Raw genomic sequence first — 19,703 nt, 5'->3', positions numbered from 1 at the left:
ACGGGACCCTTTCTCGATAAAATAGTATGTATTATGACATTATCTAACAATAATGGTAGCACTTTTATCTCTTTACCCAAATATGCAGGAAGTCCTACCTTTTTTTCGGAAATATATCAGCTAAAGGAAAAAAGCAATCCTATCCTTTTAAGGAAGGGACCGTCTTTTAGCATCCGATTAAGGGGTTTATTTAACTTTTTAACACCAAGTACCATCCAAAAGTTTTATACGATCTCCAAAGTGAACGTGCCAGTGCATATGTTTATTGCTTTGATAATTACCTATATTCGTTGATACAGTACAAGCACCGTATTCATCGTTTACCTGCCTTGATACTTTCTGAATCACTGATAACAAATCATCCAGCTCAATTTTATCTTCTGGTGCAATATCTATTAAAAAAGTAATATGCTTCTTGGGGATCACCACGATATGCACTTCATAAAATGGACGAGTATGATAAAAGGCCACAGTACGATCAGTCTCCAAAACTTTTTCTATTTCCGTCTTACCGCTTAATACTTCTTCACAATAAAAATCCTCAATACCATTTGCCAAAGTAACTGCTCCTTTTTGATAAGTTTATATTCTCAATCTTTCATAAGATGTGCCTGAAATTTCCACTTAAAATCAAGGCTTTCTACTGCTTCATAAACTTTACCGGTATTTTTGCTAACTCACTCCTCGTAATAAATTCGAGTTAATTCATCTGGGTTACAAGGCTGTACAACATATAGTCCATCACCATCATCGCAATTGCTATGAAACCAATCATGACAGCGAGGGGTTTATTATTGCTGTACCTAAACATGGTGAAGCTAACTATTAGATAGTAAATAGCCATCGCAAGAATCAGCAGTACCAAATAAATACTGGTTTTGAATAAAATAGACAGAATGGACAATGGAAAAACAATAACCAGGGCACCATAACTTATTCTTTTATCCATGCTGGAACTCCTTTCCATTTTTTGTTCCATTCCCAAAACAGACGAGATTGTAACCCAGCACAAGTGCGTGGGCTGGTCGCAGCAGTTTTGATTAACTGAGGAGAAACTGAATGAAAAGAGGCGATCCCAAATGAACAAGCTGATCATTCCCTGCATCCTCGTGATTTTCGTGCTATGGATTTTGTTGCAGCTAGCTTTAAAAATGAGTATATTCGCCAATCCATTAAACTATTTCATCGTCATTATCCTGCTGTTCCTGACGATAAAAATGGCAAAGGAAAACTAGCAATCATACAAAAAAGCATCCGGGAAAATTCCCGGATGCTTTTTCCTTCCTCAGTTCTTCGAATACACCACATTTCTCTTCTCATTCATGACATAATATCCGCCGCCGACCATCAGCTTATTGCCCTCAGTGCTGTAGACGCGGTAATCTTTGCCCTGCATGAGGGATTGTACCGCTTTGCCGTCTTTATACATCGGTGTGTCTTTCAGCATTTTAACCATGCCTTCGTAATAAGCGGAAGCCCTGGAGAATTTCACTGTAAAGCCGCCGCCTGTGTCATAGCTGTCAGCCAGAAAGTGATAAACCTTAATGGCTTCGCCGCGGTGTAAGGTGCGGTATGGTTTGCCGTCTGGTGAATAGAGTGTTGCATTTTCTTTTATTAAAATTCTTCCTTGGTACATCGCGGTTTTGCCTTTTTCGAGCATGATGTAGTAATCACCGCCGACGCTGGCCATTTCTTCATTTTGGCCGTAAACGCGGAGCACTTCGCCAGGCTGTGCAGTGCGCCATGGTGTTTTTTCGCCTTTATCGTTCAGCTTGAAAATACTTACCGGCTTCTTAATGATTGCTCTGCCAATCGGAGAAGGAGAGACTTTGATTTCATCTTCTTGCTTTGGAGGAGTTGTTCCGCCGCCGTTATCATCATCTCCTCCGCCGTTGTTGTCATCATCTCCGTGACCGCCGCCCTGATCAGGAGGCGTTACACCCGGTGATTTCACTTCAAGATCCAGTGTTCCGGTGATTTTTCCGTATTTATAGTTGATCTGAATATTCCCGGTTTTCTTCGTCTGAAGCATGCCGTCCTTCAGCAGCTCTAGAGAATTTTCTGGGTTATAGCTTAACTGTACTTCTTTAGGGTCTATGGCGAAAATATTGCCGAATTGGTCCACTGCTGTAAAGGATAGAGCTGTCTTTTCGCCAATCAAAACAGAGCTTTTTGAAAGAGCGCCTTCCAGCTTGATTGGAGTTATGGCAGCAGGATCAACAACGTGTACCTTTACTGAATTGGACTTTCCGCCTGATACAGCTGTGAGTGTGACGGTTCCTTCAGCTTTTGCCGTCAGCTTTCCAGTGGAATCAACAGTTGCAATTTCAGGGTGATCTGATGTCCATCCAATGTTTACTGGCGGGAATTGGCTAATGTTTACGATATAGTGACCAGTGTATTCATGGAAGTCGCCGTACAGCTGCATGTTTCGGGTCGCGCCTTTGGCCATTTTCATTTCACGGTTTGAATTCAACGCCCGATCGACAATCGATACGGAAGAGAGCAGCGGATTGAATTGATAGGACATCTTGTCACCGACAGTCAGAATGCCGCTTCCAAGAATGTTTCCTTCGTCCTTTGTGACATATCCTTTGCTCGCTGCATTTCCGCCTACCGTGTACATAACCCCGTCTTTTTCCCATTGCTGCAATGTGTGAAGGTGACCGAAAAATACCTGGATGTTCACTTCAGGATGAGATTTTTTGTAAGAACCAAGTATGTCTTCGAACTTTTTCGCATCAGCCGGATTCATTTCATGGGCAGTGCCAAAATCGTCTTTTGTCAGAACATGTACAGCGACAATGACGTTTTTCTTTTTGTTTTGTTCCAACACATTCTCCAAGTAATGGAACTGGGTAGAATCAGAGGCTGAAATGCTCTGCCCATAAGCTGTGTTCAAGCCGATGATATTGGCATTGCCGTATTCAGTGGAGAATGTCGGACTGCCGATTATGCTTGTAAAATAATCAAGATCTCCCTTAAATGATTCGTGATTTCCTGGAACCATTAAAAATGGTTTATTCTCAAATATTTTCAGATCATCCTTCGCCTGATTCCATTCTGCTTCAGATGAAGTATCCACGAGATCCCCTGTGTGAAGGACAAGATCAGAATCTTCCTGTTCCGCTCTTTCAAATATCGGTTTTTGATAAATCATTCCATGCGTATCAGGAATCATGGAAATCTTAAAGTTATTTGGATCCTTTGGAGCAGGCAAGGATTTGATCGTGAAATCCGTTTTGATCGTCTCAATGCTGTTTCCGGCGCGGTCTTTTGCGTCAATGGTGTAAGAATGCTTACCATCCGCAAGCTTCTCTGCAGGTACGGCATAGGCCCAGCCAGTTGCCGCATCATAGTAGGTTTCTGCCTGTTTGCCATCAATGGAAACGGCGATATCCTTCTGCTCAAGCCCGCTTTTTGGATCTCTTGCTCTGAAGGTAATTCTAGGCACGGCTGTCTGCTCAGCCGCTGTTGGTGTCGGGGTTACATTTGTTACAGTTGGCGCTTCTGTATCTTCCGTTAAGTCAACTTTGATATTTTTGCTCACAGGCGGAAGGGCCTGGTTGCCTTTCTTATCGCTCGCCGTGATGCTGAGAGGGTAAGTGCCTTCTGCAAGACCTGTGACAGTTCCAGTGATTTTTCCTGTATCCTTATCGTAGTTGAAATCCTGCTCTTTATTGTTAAAGGTCACTTTAATCGTTGAAGGATCAACACCTGAGCCTTCGTCTTTTACCGTTGCGGCAAAATCAAGTTTGTCGCTGTAGATTGTATTGCTCTCTGGTGAAATCTCGCTGAACTCAGGACCGCTGAAGTCCTCTGTTTCATTTGTATAAATAAAGCGCATGTCATCAATGTAGACACTGCCGCTGTAATCTGGCTTTGTCTTGTTTGTTTCGACAAAATAAAGGTAATTGAATGTAATCGGCATAGCCCACTCTGTTGGAATGTCTACTTCGAGATATTTCCAGCCGATCCAGTTCACGCTGCCTGCCAGATCGAGTGTTTTATTGGCACCATTGGATTTGAAAATTAAGCGGGCCCATGGAGCTTTGCCGTCCCCATAAATCCAGACACCGAATTTCTTGGGCCTGATCTCAGTTGTATACGTTTTGAACATGGAGTCAGCTAGCGTATCAGACCATGCTGGAGGGGTTGCTGTGCTTTTAAACCAATGAGGCTTCAAGTTAATTGTCCCATTATATTGGCGGGTCCAGTTTTTTGTATCATAGTTGACTTTAATGCTGCGGCTGCCGGATTTTTTCTGCTCCGTTGAAAGCTCGAAATTTCCTCCAACAAAGCCATTTACCTCATACCCTTCAGCAGGATACGTTTCAAAGTCATCAATCTTCTGTTCCTTTAATCCAACCAAAAGCGTCAGTTCTTTCGTAATGTCTCCAAGTGTCGCTTTGATGGTATAGGTGGAACCGTCCTTTGCGCTGTCAGAAATCTTCAGCTTACCGTCCTCAATGGTGCCGGCTTCAGCTGGAATCTCCCATTTTACAGAGCTTCCGTTCAGGATAATGTCTTTGCCGTCCTTTTGGGCATTCACCTTTAATTCTTTTTCTTCGCCTTTTTGAAGGATGATCGGGCTTGAGTCTGCAAATTGAAAGTCGCTTACGCTGTCAATCACGTGGATGGAAGATTCTCCTTTCGCTCCGTCAATTTCAGCGGTTATTTTTCCTTCGCCAGCTTCACTCGGGGCTGTGAACTCCCCGTCTTTTGAAATCGTGCCAAGCGTTGTGCTCCAATTTACACTGCGGTTGTCCAAATCTGTCGTGTTGCCATTGGCATCTGTCGCTTTAGCCGAAAATTTGTAGGAGGAGCCTTTGAAAATGGTCAGGTCATTTTTCAGCAGCACTTTGCCGACTTCTGGCGATTTTTCAGCAGAAGAGCTGAAAAGAATGCTGTTTGTCACCACACGGGAAGAATTATCAGATGGGTGATTGGCGGAAACGAGCTGGTCTGTGCCTTCAGGTTGAATGACCATCTCTGTTGAACCGCCGCCATCAAGACTAAGCGCTGAAACAACGCCATAGCTTTCATATTCCTTTGCTACCTCTGGGAGAGTCAAACCAACACTGTCAGAGAAGAGCGTGCTTGGCTTGTCCACTGTCATGGCGATCACTTTGTTATCAGCTGTAATACCGATGGACGTACGCCCATTTGGCGCTGTCACATGCGCGTCGTTGGCATTGCGGAATTCGCTTTGAGTTTTCGCTTTTCCGTCCTTCACAAGCCAGTCATATCCTCCGACTGCATCGACGACATCATTTTTCAGTGTATGGCTTGTCCCTTTATAAACATTATATTCAAAAGTAAAAGGAGTGTTTTCTTTCAGGGCTGTGCGCATCCATTCTGCTTTCGTTCCAAAGCCTGCAAGAACAACCCCGTTTTTCGGAATCGCGATATTGCTGATGGAAGGATAAATCTTCGTAATCGTCCCGGTGTAAGCTTTCCCTGGCTTGATATGCTCCGGATCGTCAATACCGGTAATTACGGCCATCGCTCCATTTTTCACAAAGGTATTTTTCAAGTCATAAAAAGACATTTCGCCTTTTTGATTCAGGTTCGGTGTGTAAATGCCGAGCTTTTCTCCGGCACCTTCATTGCGGTTCAGCAGTTCAATTGGTTTATCCGCACCGTCATATGTAAGCTTTCCTTCGATAGACAAATTGTCAATAAACGGCTTGCGGTTTGCATCAATCCCGAATTCCGGCTGTGCATTCACTCCAGAAGGACCTGTATGGCTCACAAGGAGGTTGCCATCCTGGATTTGGGCTGCTACATTCATGCCTGTCTGCATGTTATACATATCCCCATTGATCGCACCCACGACATTTTTCCCTTTAAAGCGCTCGCGGCCCGCCTGGTCGCCAATCGTCTCCATGGCAGCGACTTTATCAAGCGCTTTCCCGGAAGTGACAGAAACATCTGGATTCGACAAATCGGCTGTTAACACATTCAAACGCTGAGTATAATTGATTTTTCCGCCAAAATTCTCAATGCGCTGCTCCTCATGAGTGATCCCGCCTGCAAGCTGATTGCTTGAAAGTACCGTTTTCTTCTCAGCGGGCGTTTCCGCTGCAAAAGTTCCCGCAGCAGGCTGAAGCAGCATCCCGAAGATTAAAAGGACAGGGACTAACTGTTTACGCATGTTTTTCCTCCCATTTTCTGAATATTTTAGGTTAACAGCTTTAGTTTATAAGTCGGATATAAAGGCAGTTTGCTGATTTTGTAAAAGAATCTTCTGGAAACTTTACATATAAATAGGGAATTTAGGGGTAGTATTATTTTTTACGCTTTTTGATCAAAAGCGGTATGGGAGGAAAAAGGTTGGTGGAATGTCAGCTTGTTTAGGTTTCTGACTAATTGGTACAGTGGCTTTAGGATAGGGTCATTTGGCAGGCAAAAGGACTATGTTTCGCAAAACATGTCGAACGATTATAAATAAAGGAAAGACTGTTCAAAGTCTTTCCGGTGATGATTCTCTCACGATTAATCTGGCAGGCAGCAAAATTTCCTGATTTGGTTCATCTTTATGATCCATCCGCCAAAACAGCTGCTCAACGCTTTTTCTGGCAAAAAGCTGGAGATCAACGTCCATCGTTGATATCTTCGGATTAGCCAGCTGGGAAAGCTGTCCGTTATCAAAGGACACAATGGCTGCGTCATCAGGGATCTTGTAACCAAGTCTGTGCAAAGAGGACATGGTTAAAAATCCAAAACCGTCGTTTACGCAAAACCAGGCATCAGGCTTATCGCTCAATGCCTCAAGGGAAGAAGTTAAAAATGATTCATCCTCCGCTGCCTCTGTCAGCATCCATTCTTTTTTCCGCGGTAGACCGTGCTTATGCATAGCCAATAAATAGCCTTCCCATCTTTCCTGATAGCTCGGGGAAATATCAATGTTTCCAATATAGCCGATTGTCCTGCAGCCTGCGGTGATTAAATGCTCGATGGCCAGATAGGCGCCAAACCGATTGTTGGTGAGAACTGCATCAGCAGGATTCAGCGGATGATGATGATCGACAAGAACTGTCGGTATGCCGGTTGAAAGTATTTTATTAATATAGTCAGTGGAAAGATGGGAGAGGATCAGGATACCGTCAATTTTCCCTTCCTGGATAAAGGAGGGCAGAAGCTGCATTTCAATCGCTTCCTCATTGATGGATTCAATCAGCAGGCTCATGCCATTGGCTCTGATTTCTTTTTCTATTGAGAGATAGATTTCTCCAAAGAAGTTCAGCGAAAAAGCCCGTTCTGAAGCAATTAAAGCAATGGTTCCAGAACCGCTATGCTTTACTGTTTCTTTTTTTCCTTTCGTATATTCGTAGCCAAGCTCTTCGGCTGCTTTTTTTATCAGCTCTCTTGTTGGCTCGCTTACACCTGGTTTTCCTGTGAGCGCCTGTGAGACGGAGTTTTTCGAAATATGTAAATGGTCGGCAATGGTTTGCATTGTCACACGTTTTTTCATAATAGCAGCACCTTCCCAAATTGTAACGTTACAAACTGATCATACAAGAAAAACGGTCACACGTAAATAATTAGTGATAATTGCAAGTTGACGTTCTGTTTAGTAACGTGCAATAATGTATCTGTAAAGTTACAATTAAGATTACAAGTTAGTGCTTCTTTTTTTGAATCAAAATGATAACGCTATCATTTTACGGGGAGGATGAGCAGGGTGAAAAGAAAAACAGGTTTGCTTTTAGCCGCATCCTTGGCCATTGGGGTTATGGCCGGATGCTCAAACAGTGGAGACAGCTCGACAAAAAACGGGGTTACGACAATTGATTTCTGGGCCGCGCCAAACCCGCCGCAGCAAGTTTACTGGAAGGAAATGGCGCAGGAATTCCAAAAGGAAAATCCAAAAATTAAGGTGAACGTATCAGCCATTAAAGAAAGTCCGACATCTGAAGCAAGCATTCAATCTGCTCTTGCCGGAAAATCAGCGCCGACGATTTCTGAAAACATTAATAGAGGTTTTGCCGCACAGCTTGCTGACAGCAAGGCCCTTGCACCGCTTGACCAAATAGATGGATTTAATGACATTGTCAAGTCACGCAACATGACAAACACAGTAAAGTCATGGAAGTTTTCTGACGGCCATCAATATGTGCTGCCGATCTATTCCAATCCCATGCTGTTCGGCTGGCGCCTCGATATTTTAAAAGAGCTTGGCTATGATTCACCGCCGAAAACCTACAGTGAAGTGCTGGATGTCGTGAAAAAGCTGAAGCAGAAGTATCCGGACAAATACCTCTGGGCGAAAGCAGACCTTGCTGATCCGACTGCCTGGAAGCGCTGGTTCGACTTTTTCATGCTTTATGACGCGGCATCAAACGGCAACAACTTTATTGAAGGTGACAAATTTGTCGCAGATGACAAAGCAGGCGTTCAAACGTTGACATTCCTTGATGATGTGCGCAAGGAAAAAGGTCTGCTTGCGAAACAGGCACAGGATCCGTTTGAAACAGGCACAGGTATTTTTACCGATATCGGCCCCTGGACCTTCAGCTACTGGGCAGAAAAATTTCCTGATATGAACTACGGCAAAACGTTTACCCTTGCACCGCCGCCTGTCCCAGATGGAGCGAGCACAGAAAATGTCAAAACTTTTGCAGATACAAAAGGGCTTGTCATATTTGCACAGGCAACAGAGGAGCAAAAGAAAGCAGCGCTGAAATTCATTCAATGGGTGTATTCAAAGCCTGAAAATGATTTGAAATGGCTGGAAAAAACAAATCTTCCGCCGGCAAGAGACGATTTGTCATCAAATGAAACTTTCTCGAAATTCTTTAAAGAAAACCCTGAACTGCAGCCTTACGCAGAATCCGTGCCAAATGCGATTCCATCCATAGATAATGCCAATTACAATGACCTGCAAACCATGATCGGCCAGCAGGCTGTCAATCCTGTTGTACAAGGAACCATATCGCCTGAAGAAGGCTGGAAGGCAATGAAACAGGCCATCCAGGGAGGTCTTAAGCAATGAAGTCAAAAGGGAATACGATGGGCTGGCTCTTCGCCAGTCCATACCTTTTATACGGCATTGTCTTTTTCCTGATTCCGCTCTTATGGTCCCTGCAATTGTCGATTACAGACTGGAATCTCATTTCACCGGAATACGCCTATAAAGGCATCGAAAATTATGTAAAAGCTCTTCAAAACCCGGGGGTGCAGGCGGCCTTTGGCGTTACCTTTAAATTTATGGCAGCATTTGTCCCGCTTGTTATTGTTTTATCGCTTATCGTGGCAGGGCTGATTCACGGGCTTCCGAAATTTAAAGGCTTGTTTTTAATCGGCTTTTTCCTGCCGTACCTTTCATCAGGTGTTGTCTCTGCTTTTATCGTAAAAGGATTTTTGTCCTACAACAGCCCGCTGAATGCTTTTTTAAGAGGAACCTTCGGGCTTGATATCAACTGGCTTGGATCGCCGTTTTCCGCTCTTTTTGTTGTCGCTGTGATCATTGCCTGGAAGTTCACGGGCTATTATGCGCTTATCCTGACCTCGGGCTTTGAGAGCATCAACAGCGAGATTTATGAAGCCGCTGCCATTGATGGCGTCAATGCGAGACAGCGGTTTTTCAGAATCACGCTGCCGCTTTTATACCCTGCGCTGTTTACTGTTCTGATTTTGTCGATCGGGGTCACGTTCGGCATTTTTACAGAGGTCTACCAGCTGACAGGGGGAGGTCCGAACAATGCAACCAATACGTGGCAGATGGAAATTTTCAATCAAGCCTTTAAAAATCTGCAGGCAGGCTACGCTTCAGCTGTAGCGATCATTGCCTCGATTGTGACCTTTATTTCCATTTTCATTATCCGAAAACTATTAGAACTGTGGGGGAAGCGCAATGGCTGGGTCTAACAATAAAAGCTTGGCAGTCCGCTATACGCTTGCATCCATCCTGCTCCTGGTTATGGTGTTTCCATACCTTTACATGGTGCTCAATTCATTTGCGGACTGGGGCCAGGTTGATAAGAAACTTATCCCGTCGCATTTTACCCTTCGCTCATGGGAGTGGCTGTTTGGCGGCGGCGAGGCTGTTATTCCGAGGCCGTGGCTGCGGGCATTTTTAAACAGCTTTATCGTCTCAACGGCTTCGACTCTGCTGATGATGGTGACCGCCATTATGGTCGGCTATGCACTCGCAAAGCTTGAGTTTAAAGGAAAAAGAATGCTCGACAACATTATTCTTTTTCAAATGTTTTTTCCTGCGATCATTTTGCTGATTCCTTCCTTCTTGCTTATCCAAAACTTAGGAATCTATGATTCTTACTTGGCTATGATTCTGCCAAAGGCGATGAGCCTGTGGGCGGTCTTTATGTACACGAACTTTTTCCGGGCGATTCCGGACACCTTTATTGAAGCAGCAAGGCTTGATGGTGCCTCTGATTTTCAGATTATGTACCGCGTTGTGCTGCCGATGTCAAAGTCCATTACAACCGTCATCTTTCTGTTTTTATTTATGGAACGCTGGACAGAGCTTCTCTGGGATATGGTTGTTGTCCGGAGCGACAGCATGCTGACATTGAACGTTCTGCTTTCGCAAATGTTCGGTCCATATGGGGGATATCCGGGTCCGATGTATGCCGCATCTGTTCTATTAACCTTGCCTATTATCGTTCTCTTCCTCTTTTTCGCCAAGAAGTTCCAGGAAGGCATGCAATTCACATTAAAATAAGCACGCTGGAGGCATCGTACACTATGAAAACATGTGCAGAATTACTAACAGAGTTTCAGGAGGGGAGCCAGCCTTTTAATCCTGAAAAGATTCTCTTCGGCGGGGTGGAGGAGCTGGATGTTTACAACGTTACTGCTCCATTTGAAAACGTGGGAGAATCCGTAATCGCAGGCAGGGTAGAGGCGAGGGACAGCGAGGAATCCAGGATCCTGTTTTTCAGCAAACAGGGAGAGGTGTGGATGCCGAAAGAAAACACACCTGTTCTGTCTCTTCAGGATCCGTTTTATACCGTCATCAGTGGGGAGCTTGTCATTGGCGGAGTTGAAACCTTTCCGCATCCTGTTTTGGCAAACGCACTTGGCTGGAGAACTGTTTTTTATAAAGGAAAGAATCTGGCAGGATTAACAAAGTTTTTTGAAGGGCCTGACGGGATGAAGGATTTGCGGCTCATTCAGCTGCATAGCGGATCGATTGGTGTTTTGACGCGGCCTCAAGGCGAGAAGGGAGGACGCGGGAAAATCGGTTTTACAACTGTGGCTTCCCTTAAAGACCTGTCAGTAAAGGTTATCGATGAGGCGCCTCTGTTAACTGGTCAGTTCGCAGAAGATGAGTGGGGCGGAGCAAATGAAGCGCATCTTCTCAGCAATGGCATGCTTGGTATATTAGGGCATATCGCTTCTTTTGATGAGGCTGGCGACAGGCACTATTATCCAATGGCTTTTCAGCTGAACCCCGATACGCTGGACTGCTCTGAGATTGAACTGATTGCCGAGCGCCGCAATTTCCTTCCGGGAGAAACGAAGCGCCCGGACTTGGAGGATGTAGTGTTCAGCGGCGGCTTAGTCAGAAAGGGCGATGGTTACGCCGAGCTGTACGCTGGGATCAGTGATGCAGAAGCTCAAAAAATCCAACTGGAAGATCCTTTTAAAAAATATGAAGCAGAGGAGCAGGCATCATGACACCATACCGATACGAGGAAAATCCCCTTATCACGCCGGAAGACGTAAAGCCATATCATGAAAACTTTGAAGTGATCGGAGCGTTTAATGCAGGCATCGCAGAATTCAAGGATGAGGTGATCATGCTTTTAAGGGTTGCGGAACGCCCAATCAGCGGTGAGCATGACGTCATTAAAGCGCCCATTTACCATCCTGACAAAAAAGAGCTTGAAGTAAAAGAGCTGTATAGAACTGATGAAAGATATGACTTCTCCGATCCGCGGGTTATCAGAAAAAGCGGCAGCGAACAGTTTGCCTACTTAACCTCTCTCTCTTATCTTCGGATTGCAAGAAGCAAGGACGGCCGCAATTTCACCGTCGACCCTGAGCCATTTATTTACCCGTCAACAGCCCACGAAATTTTTGGCTTGGAGGATCCCCGCATCACCCAGATCGGGGAGGAGTACTATATTTATTTCACGGCTGTATCACCTATGGGTGCCGGCGAAGCAATGGTCCGGACCTCGGATTTTATCAATGTAGAGCATTTAGGCATGATTTTTGCTCCGGAAAACAAGGATGTCGCGATTTTTCCTGAAAAGATTAACGGCAAATACTATGCGCTGCACCGGCCAGTTCCGAAAAGCAACGGATACCCTGAAGTATGGCTTGCCGAATCGGATAACCTGCTTTATTGGGGCAATCATCATCATTTGTTCGGCCTGAGAGAAAACCATTGGGACAATGCGCGTATCGGGGGCGGAGCGGTTCCAATCAAAACGGAGCAAGGATGGCTTGCCCTGTATCACGGTGCTTCAGATGATAACCGCTATTGCATGGGAGGCGTGCTGCTGGACCTGAATGATCCGAAAAAGGTGATTGCCCGTTCCGAAAAGCCGATCCTCTCGCCTGAAGCAGACTATGAGCAGCACGGATTTTTCGGAAATGTTGTCTTTTCCTGCGGTGCTATATCGCATGGCGATACGATCAAAATGTATTATGGAGCGGCCGATACCTCAATGGCCTGTGCGGAAATCAGCCTGAGAGAAGTATTAGAATCACTTAAGCTATAAGAAAAGAAGCCAAAGCCTAAAAAGGGCTTTGGCTTTTAGCTATTTAAAAAGAGCGCAGAGGTTTTTTCGGCCATTTCCTAGGGAATAATCATGGTAGAATAGACGTTGAAAACACATACATATTATAAATAGGAAGGAAGACGCCGCATGAGCCAGTCACCGATCTTTTTACGTCCTGTTTTTCAGGACCGCATTTGGGGAGGCACAGCCCTTAGGGATGAGTTTGGCTACGACATTCCGACAGAAACAACGGGAGAATGCTGGGCGATTTCAGCCCATCCGAACGGGCAGAGCGTTGTGGCCCTCGGAGAACTGCAGGGGAAAACACTGAGCGAGCTTTGGGAAAACCACCGCGAGCTTTTTGGAAATGTTGCAGGAGAAAAATTCCCGCTGCTGACAAAGATACTGGATGCCAAGAAGGACCTATCTGTACAGGTTCACCCTGATGATGAATATGCAGGAGCTTACGAAAACGGAGAGCTGGGAAAAACAGAATGCTGGTACATTATTGACTGCAAGGAAGGCGCTGGAATGGTATACGGGCATAACGCTGAGTCCCGCGAGGAGCTTGTTTCCATGATTGAAGCGGATGAATGGGACCGTCTTCTCCGCAGAGTCAGCATTAAGCCGGGCGACTTCTATTATGTTCCGAGCGGCACGATCCATGCGCTGTGCGAAGGCACGCTTGTTCTTGAAACACAGCAAAGCTCTGACACAACTTACCGTGTATACGACTATAACCGAAAAGACACAGAAGGCAATACGCGCGATCTTCACCTGAGGCAGTCAGTAGAGGTGACAAAGGTGCCTCACACAGATTGGCAAGGAAAGCCTGCGAGAAATGAGCTCGGCAATATGGCGATCACTTCTTATGTGAAGGAAAAATATTTCTCTGTTGCAAAATGGGAAGTAAAAGGTGAAGTCAGCCTTACCCAGGACGAGCCGTTCCTGCTTGTGAGTGTCATAAAGGGAGATGGCATTTTTACTCAAGGAGATCTTACCTTCCCGCTTTCAAAGGGAATGCATTTTATCCTGCCTGCTGAAACTGGAACATACCAATTAGACGGGGAGCTTGAACTGATTGTTTCCCATGTGTAAAGAAAGCCGGCTGAAAAGCCGGTTTTTTACATTTTACGGCAATAAAATCTACAATTTTACAAAAGTTTACATATAATTAACTTACCAAATATTAGTATTTTTATATAATAGAAATATCTGATAGTTCAAAAGAACTGCCGGGTAGAGGGAAGTAAGACCTATATCTGAGGGGAGGAGGCTATTAACCAAATAAAAAGGGGGATATATATGTTTGAAAAAGACAGAAAAAGTTATTTGATAAGCGGCCAAACCAATTACTTATCACCGGTTTACAACGAATATGGTGAGCTCTGTGCTGACGCAGGAGAACAGTTTCAGGAAGTGAAGGTATTAAAATCACCGAAGAAGATCATTCATGAAAATTGTCTTTATTTTGGAAGCTGCTATAAGGGACGTGTCAAAGCGGCAGGTGATCTTTTTCCTGGTCAAAAAATGCTCCCTATCTGTATCAATGAACTCCTTCATTTGTATTTTGCTCCAACTGCTTCACCAGAGAGCGATACATGTATATGGATTGGCTGCAAAAATTTCAAAAGCGCTGTGCCTTATAATGGGAAGTGCATGGTGATGTTTACAAATGGCAAAAGCCTGTATGTTCCTCTTTCGCCGGAAGCGGTGCAAGCAAGAATTGATAAAGCTTCCCGCATGATGCTTACCCTGCTGATCAGGCACAAAAAACTGCAGCAGGAAGCACTGAAATGGCAGCTTGAACTGGAAGAAAACTTTTATCTGCCGGGCAGTGAGGAAGTTGAGAATGGACTTTATCTAACGTAATATCCCTTCGGGGAAAACGGGGAGCCTTTTGAAACATAGAAAAGAAGATCAGCGGCTATCCGCTGATCTTCTTATTAATCTGCTAAAATGGCATCGATACTTAAAATATCTGTCAGTGTATCAAGAGGTACAGGCCTGCTGTAGTAAAAGCCCTGTCCCTGCCTGCAGCCGATTTCTCCCAGCAGCCTGCTTTGTTCCTCTTTTTCAATGCCTTCTGCAATCACATTCAAATTCATGGAATCAGCGATGCTGATAACAGCCTGTACAATAGCAGCGTCCTGGGCATCGTCTATAATATCCTGAATAAAAGACCTGTCTATTTTTACAATATCAATCGGAAGCTTTTTTAAGTAGTTTAGCGAAGAATAGCCTGTGCCAAAGTCATCCAAAGCAATTTCAATGCCTAATTCTTTAATCCTTTGCAGCTGGCTCAGCACAAGTTCCAGATGATCGATGACAACACTTTCTGTAATCTCTATTTTTAATCGTTCCCTTGGAACCTCATATTCTTCTAACTTTTGGCTGAGTATATCAGGCAGTGACTGATGATAAAACTGCTTGATGGAAATGTTAACAGAAAAAGATATATCACAGTAGCCGGCAGAGCGCAGCTTTTGCAATCCTGCAGCTGCTTCCTCGATCACCCATTCCCCAAGTGTTCGGATAAAGCCCGTTTCCTCAGCTATTGGAATAAACTCACCAGGCGAAATGTTCCCAAGTCTAGGATTCTGCCACCTGACGAGTGCTTCTGCTCCGACAATTTTTTTAGAAACAAGATCCACCTGCGGCTGGTAGTACAAGAAAAACTCCTTGTTTTCAAAGGCTCTTTCCAGCTCTTTTTCAATCTCCAGCTTCCGCTCTCTCGTATCCCGCAGCACGGGATTGAAAAATTCATATGTGTTTTTTCCTTTTTCCTTCGCCCGGAACATCGCAATATCTGCGGTCGTTAAGAGTTCTTCCTGTGTTTCGGCATGATAGGGGAAAAGGCTGATGCCGATGCTGCAGGAAACAGATACTTCATGGCCTTCAACGGGTATCGGCTGCTTCAATTTTTTCAGGATCTGCTGGCTTAGTATTTCCAGCTCATCCGCGTTTTTAATTCCCTGCACGGCAATAAGAAATTCATCGCCGCCATGACGGCACAATATCGCTTTACTGCCGCAAACCTCACGGATGATGTCGCCGATCCCTTTCAGCAGTTCGTCGCCGATCTCATGGCCTAGCGAATCATTAATCAGTTTGAAGCGGTCCAGGTCACAGTACATGACGCCAAGGATGGTCTCCTCGCGGCGAGCCTTCTGCAGCGCTTTTTCGAGCTCTATTGAAAAGGAATAGCGGTTATGCATGTTCGTCAGCACATCGTAATGAGCAAAGTATTCCAGCTTGCTTTGTTTCTTCCTCAGCTCGCCAAGGACAAGATTAAAATCGCTGACAAGCCTCTCAAAGCCTTGGATCAGCCTTGAGACCTCCCTAATAGAGCTCTTTGGCCAAATAATAGCTGCAGCGTCTAATCTTTTGGCTGATAGCTGGTCAGTCAGAAGCGACAGTTTTTTAATAGAAGAAACTAGGAATCTGCTGAGGAAATAGGCAGCGATCAGAGCAAGGAAAATGATCAGCAGCATAAAAAGAAGGATGCCGGTATAATTGCCGTACAGCTTCGACTGATAAGGCTCAATCGGAACTTTTGCCGCCAGATCCCATGGTATGTAGGGCAAATTAATTTTTTCAACAAAATAAGAATCTTGCCAGACGGATACCTTTGAAACGAAAAGATTATCAGGCTCCATTAAGTAAATGGTATGGTCCTTCATGAGGCCGGCCTGTACTTGGCTCTTAATAGAAGTGAGCCGCTGATGTTCAATAAGGCTGTCACTGAAAAGAGACAGGCTGACATCCGTTTGCCTCATATCCTGATGATTCAGCTGCTTTAAGAGCGGCTCCATTTTATATGTTCCGATCACATAGCCGGAAAATCCTTTTTCTTTAATAGGGACGACAAGGCTTGTCATGTCGGCCTTAAGAAGGGCGTCACGGTAAACGCCGGTCACATAGGGCATGCTCGTATCTGTCAGAAGCTTTGCCGGATAAAAAGGCTGCTTTTTGTTTTTCGTATAATAATAGGCGAGATGAAGTGAGCTGTCATATACATAGAGATCTTCAAGCAATGGCATCGACTTGCCGAGCTCAGCGAGATGCGGCTCGTCTAAAGATATTTTTAAGTTTGAAAGAGCGGCCTCGTGAGTCTGCCGCCAGTTGGAAAGATAGTTGGATGTAAACTGTGATTTCTTCTCTAGAATTAACTGCAGTTTATCCAGCTCTTCCTTGTATTCTTTGCTTCCCTCATAACCGAACAAGAAAAGTGAAGGAATCAGGAATACAGCTGAAAACATAATAAAAAGAAGCTCCTGAAAGCGAATCTGCTGATTCTTTTTTATCATTTGAATGGCAACGTGAAGCAGGGAAAAGATAATCACATTGAATATGCCGTTAATGCCATCTTTTAAGGCAACAAGAAAAGAATGGCCCCAGCTGATGTTAAGCAGCAGGCTGTATGATAAAAGAATAATAGGGATGCCGATGATCAGCCAGTATAGAACATCTATTAAAATAAAGCTGTAGCTTTTTCGTTTGCTTAAGGTATAAACGAGAATGAGTTCTAAAATGAATGCAATGGCTCCGTAGAGGTGATGCCACAAAAAGAGGGTATAAAGGCTTGAAACAATGACTGCGGCGAGCCCTGTTTTAAAGCCGAACATTCTGGCAGCTAAAAAGGAAAAAATGGAACCGAACACAAAATCGATCCCGAAGAAGAGCTGGTAAGAAAAAATATTGCCGGCCAGGCTCAGGAGGATTAAAACAAGTACCTGAATGGCATCCGAGAGGTTAAGCTGCTTGTGCGTCATGTCATCACCATATCAGTATATTTTTTGCTGCCTATGTATCTTTGTCATACTTTGTCAAATCTTGCACTACCCCCATTATAAGCGGAATGGTTCTAAACGGCTAGATTTCAGGAAAGAAAAAAACATAAAATTTACAATAGAGGAGAAGAAAGAGAAAAAACTAGGCCAAATGATGCTAAAAAGGGTTTGACGAATGCTGCAGACAGGCATATGATGGAGAAGAAAGTGAGTAAATACTTACTTATCAAGCGTCAGGGGGAAACAGCGATGACAGCAAAACGTACAGTAGTTGTAACAGGCGGAGCAAGCGGGATCGGCAAACAAACTTGTTTGAAGTTTGCAAGAAAAGGCGACAATGTGGTCGTAGCAGACTTTAACGAAGAGCTCGGCAATGAAACAGTTGACTTGATCAAATCAGAAGGCGGAAACGCAATCTTTATCCAAACTGATGTAACTAGCATGGAAAACGTGGAAGCGCTTGTAGAAAAAACGGTTGAAGAATTCGGCAGTGTTGATGTTATGATCAACAACGCAGGTATCGGCGGAGCAGGACCAGTATTAACCCAAAACATGGATCTTTATCACAAAACCATTGCTGTAAACCAGCACGGCGTTGCATACGGTATCATGGCTGCTGCAAGAAAAATGAAGGAGCTCGGCACAAAAGGTGTTATCATTAACATCGCTTCAGTATTCGGCTACCTCGCTTCACCTGGCACGTTTGCCTACCATGCAACAAAAGGCGCTGTGATCATGATGACAAAATCAGCCGCACTTGAATTAGCTGAAGACGGCATCCGCGTGATAGCTGTAGCACCTGGTGTCGTTGACACACCAATCATTCAAGGCTATAAAGACAAAGGTCTTATTGAAGGAATGGCAAAGAAAGTAATGGGCAACCGCTTAACACAGCCTGAGCAGCTGGCAGACGCTATCTACCTCGTATCTCTGGAAGAAGCAAGCGCCATTAACGGAAGTGTAGTCATGGCCGACGAAGGCTACGCATCATTTAAATAATTTTTGTAAAGACCGGCCGGATAAGCTGGTCTTTTTTAGAAGGTGAATGGTTATGAACAAAGGCGAAAAAACAAAGCAGCATATTATTGAAACCGCAAGAAAGCTCTTCGCCAAAAAGGGTTTCGGTGCAGCGAAAACAAGCGAGCTTGCCGCTGCTGCCGGAATTTCAGAAGCAGCGATCTATAAGTATTTTTCCGGGAAAAAGGAACTTCTGCTGGCATGTGTCACGCCTTATGAAGAAGAGGCAGGCCTTGAGCTGGGTCTTAAAGAGCTTACAGTTAAAGACCTGCTGGAGGAATACGTTCTCGCAAAAATTTCATGGGTTGAGAAAAATAGAGAACAGATTGAAATCCTGATCAGTGAGAGTCTCCATCATCCTGAGCTGTCCGAGATGTACCTCAATCATATTGACAAACCGAACAGCTATGAAGAGGAAATTGAGCGGAGGATGCAGCAGGGAGAAATGAGGCAGACAGGGGACTTCTTTCTATTCAGGCTCGCGCTCACCTCCAGCATTCTTAATATCTTGAACCATAAGCGGTATCAGCTGAAGAAAGAGTTTGATTTTTCAGAGGAGATGAGACGCGAAGTGGTGCAGTTGGTGCTGTTTGGGATGGTTGGGGAGTAATATATAGAGGGGCGAAATTCTGTTTAAGCGGTGGGAAACGGGATTTTGCCTTTTTTGTATGGAGAGTGAATGGGAAGTTGGCTTTTTGTATTCGCCAAAATGGAAGAAATATTCACCAAAGCAGGAGAGATATTGACGGAAACGAGAGTCATATTCACCAAACTCCAGGATATATTCACCAACGTAGTTAGTGGCGGGTTCCGGGCAGGCAAAATTGAATTTTAGCGAGTCAAAATGGAATTTTGCCTCTTTGTACAGCTAGTGAACTTAAAGCCGGCTTTACATATTCACCAAAATGGGGGAGAAATTCACCAAAGCAGGAGAGATATTCACGGAAACGAGAGTCATATTCACCAAACACCAGGATATATTCACCAACGTAGTTAGTGGCAGATCCCGGGCAGGCAAAATTGAATTTTAACGAGTCAAAATGGAATTTTGCCTCTTTGTACAGCTAGTGAACTTAAAGCCGGCTTTACATATTCACCAAAATGGGGGAGAAATTCACCAAAGCAGGAGAGATATTCACGGAAACGAGAGTCATATTCACCAAACTCCAGGATATATTCACCAACACAGAAA

Annotated in this window: 15 protein-coding genes; 10 read left to right on the top strand and 5 right to left on the bottom strand. The window is 44.5% G+C overall.

Annotated features, from left to right (window positions below):
* Window positions 1–198 precede the first annotated feature (198 nt).
* Together LRR81_RS09750 and LRR81_RS09745 are read right to left on the bottom strand one after the other, a co-directional pair.
* Complete coding sequence (locus tag LRR81_RS09750; RefSeq protein ID WP_231789172.1) at window positions 199–558, bottom strand: HIT family protein; 360 nt, start codon at window positions 556–558, stop codon at window positions 199–201.
* A gap of 142 nt (window positions 559–700) precedes the next feature.
* Window positions 701–949, bottom strand: coding sequence for a hypothetical protein (locus tag LRR81_RS09745; protein WP_231789171.1), 249 nt, complete (start codon window positions 947–949; stop codon window positions 701–703).
* 130 nt (window positions 950–1,079) lie between these two features.
* Between LRR81_RS09745 and LRR81_RS09740 the strand changes: the two genes are divergently transcribed.
* Window positions 1,080–1,235, top strand: a complete 156-nt coding sequence (locus tag LRR81_RS09740; protein ID WP_231789170.1) for a hypothetical protein — start codon at window positions 1,080–1,082, stop codon at window positions 1,233–1,235.
* Window positions 1,236–1,285: 50 nt separating this feature from the next.
* Here the strand turns inward: LRR81_RS09740 and LRR81_RS09735 are convergent, their stop codons facing one another.
* Entirely contained in the window at window positions 1,286–6,157 is a 4,872-nt protein-coding gene (locus tag LRR81_RS09735) for a phosphodiester glycosidase family protein (RefSeq protein ID WP_231789169.1), read from the bottom strand.
* A gap of 309 nt (window positions 6,158–6,466) precedes the next feature.
* Window positions 6,467–7,477: a LacI family DNA-binding transcriptional regulator gene (locus tag LRR81_RS09730; protein ID WP_231789168.1), complete on the bottom strand. Its 1,011-nt coding sequence runs from the start codon at window positions 7,475–7,477 to the stop codon at window positions 6,467–6,469.
* A 210-nt stretch (window positions 7,478–7,687) separates the two neighbouring features.
* On the opposite strand from LRR81_RS09730, the gene LRR81_RS09725 reads away from it, so the two are divergent.
* From LRR81_RS09725 to LRR81_RS09695, 7 genes are all read left to right on the top strand, one after another.
* On the top strand, window positions 7,688–8,998 hold the full coding sequence (locus LRR81_RS09725; protein ID WP_408631595.1) for an extracellular solute-binding protein: 1,311 nt from the start codon (window positions 7,688–7,690) through the stop codon (window positions 8,996–8,998).
* Window positions 8,995–9,873 carry a carbohydrate ABC transporter permease gene (locus LRR81_RS09720; protein ID WP_231789167.1) on the top strand — a complete coding sequence of 293 codons (879 nt, stop codon included), beginning with the start codon at window positions 8,995–8,997 and terminating at the stop codon, window positions 9,871–9,873. The genes LRR81_RS09725 and LRR81_RS09720 overlap by 4 nt, the downstream gene beginning before the upstream one ends.
* Window positions 9,860–10,690, top strand: a complete 831-nt coding sequence (locus tag LRR81_RS09715) for a carbohydrate ABC transporter permease (RefSeq protein WP_231789166.1) — start codon at window positions 9,860–9,862, stop codon at window positions 10,688–10,690. The genes LRR81_RS09720 and LRR81_RS09715 overlap by 14 nt, the downstream gene beginning before the upstream one ends.
* A gap of 23 nt (window positions 10,691–10,713) precedes the next feature.
* The gene (locus LRR81_RS09710; RefSeq protein ID WP_231789165.1) at window positions 10,714–11,649 is read left to right on the top strand and encodes an MTP-1 family protein; all 936 of its coding nucleotides are present in this window, start codon (window positions 10,714–10,716) and stop codon (window positions 11,647–11,649) included.
* A complete protein-coding gene (locus LRR81_RS09705; RefSeq protein WP_231789164.1) occupies window positions 11,646–12,701 on the top strand; it encodes a BtaManbiosPhlase in 1,056 nt (351 codons plus the stop codon). Before LRR81_RS09710 ends, LRR81_RS09705 begins: the two co-directional genes overlap by 4 nt.
* Before the next feature lie 147 nt (window positions 12,702–12,848).
* The gene (gene manA / locus LRR81_RS09700; RefSeq protein WP_231789163.1) at window positions 12,849–13,799 is read left to right on the top strand and encodes a mannose-6-phosphate isomerase, class I; all 951 of its coding nucleotides are present in this window, start codon (window positions 12,849–12,851) and stop codon (window positions 13,797–13,799) included.
* 207 nt (window positions 13,800–14,006) lie between these two features.
* A complete protein-coding gene (locus LRR81_RS09695; protein ID WP_231789162.1) occupies window positions 14,007–14,573 on the top strand; it encodes a competence protein ComK in 567 nt (188 codons plus the stop codon).
* A 74-nt stretch (window positions 14,574–14,647) separates the two neighbouring features.
* Here LRR81_RS09695 and LRR81_RS09690 read toward each other — a convergent pair whose 3' ends face one another.
* The gene (locus LRR81_RS09690) at window positions 14,648–17,476 is read right to left on the bottom strand and encodes a putative bifunctional diguanylate cyclase/phosphodiesterase (protein ID WP_231789161.1); all 2,829 of its coding nucleotides are present in this window, start codon (window positions 17,474–17,476) and stop codon (window positions 14,648–14,650) included.
* A 267-nt stretch (window positions 17,477–17,743) separates the two neighbouring features.
* Between LRR81_RS09690 and LRR81_RS09685 the strand changes: the two genes are divergently transcribed.
* On the top strand, window positions 17,744–18,493 hold the full coding sequence (locus LRR81_RS09685; RefSeq protein WP_231789160.1) for an SDR family NAD(P)-dependent oxidoreductase: 750 nt from the start codon (window positions 17,744–17,746) through the stop codon (window positions 18,491–18,493).
* 52 nt (window positions 18,494–18,545) lie between these two features.
* Complete coding sequence (locus LRR81_RS09680; protein ID WP_231789159.1) at window positions 18,546–19,121, top strand: TetR/AcrR family transcriptional regulator; 576 nt, start codon at window positions 18,546–18,548, stop codon at window positions 19,119–19,121.
* The last annotated feature ends 582 nt before the right edge of the window (window positions 19,122–19,703 follow it).

It is taken from the genome of Metabacillus kandeliae (genome assembly GCF_021166585.1).
GTDB lineage: Bacteria > Bacillota > Bacilli > Bacillales > Bacillaceae > Metabacillus_B > Metabacillus_B kandeliae.
This window is presented reverse-complemented; position numbering and strand designations above follow the sequence as displayed.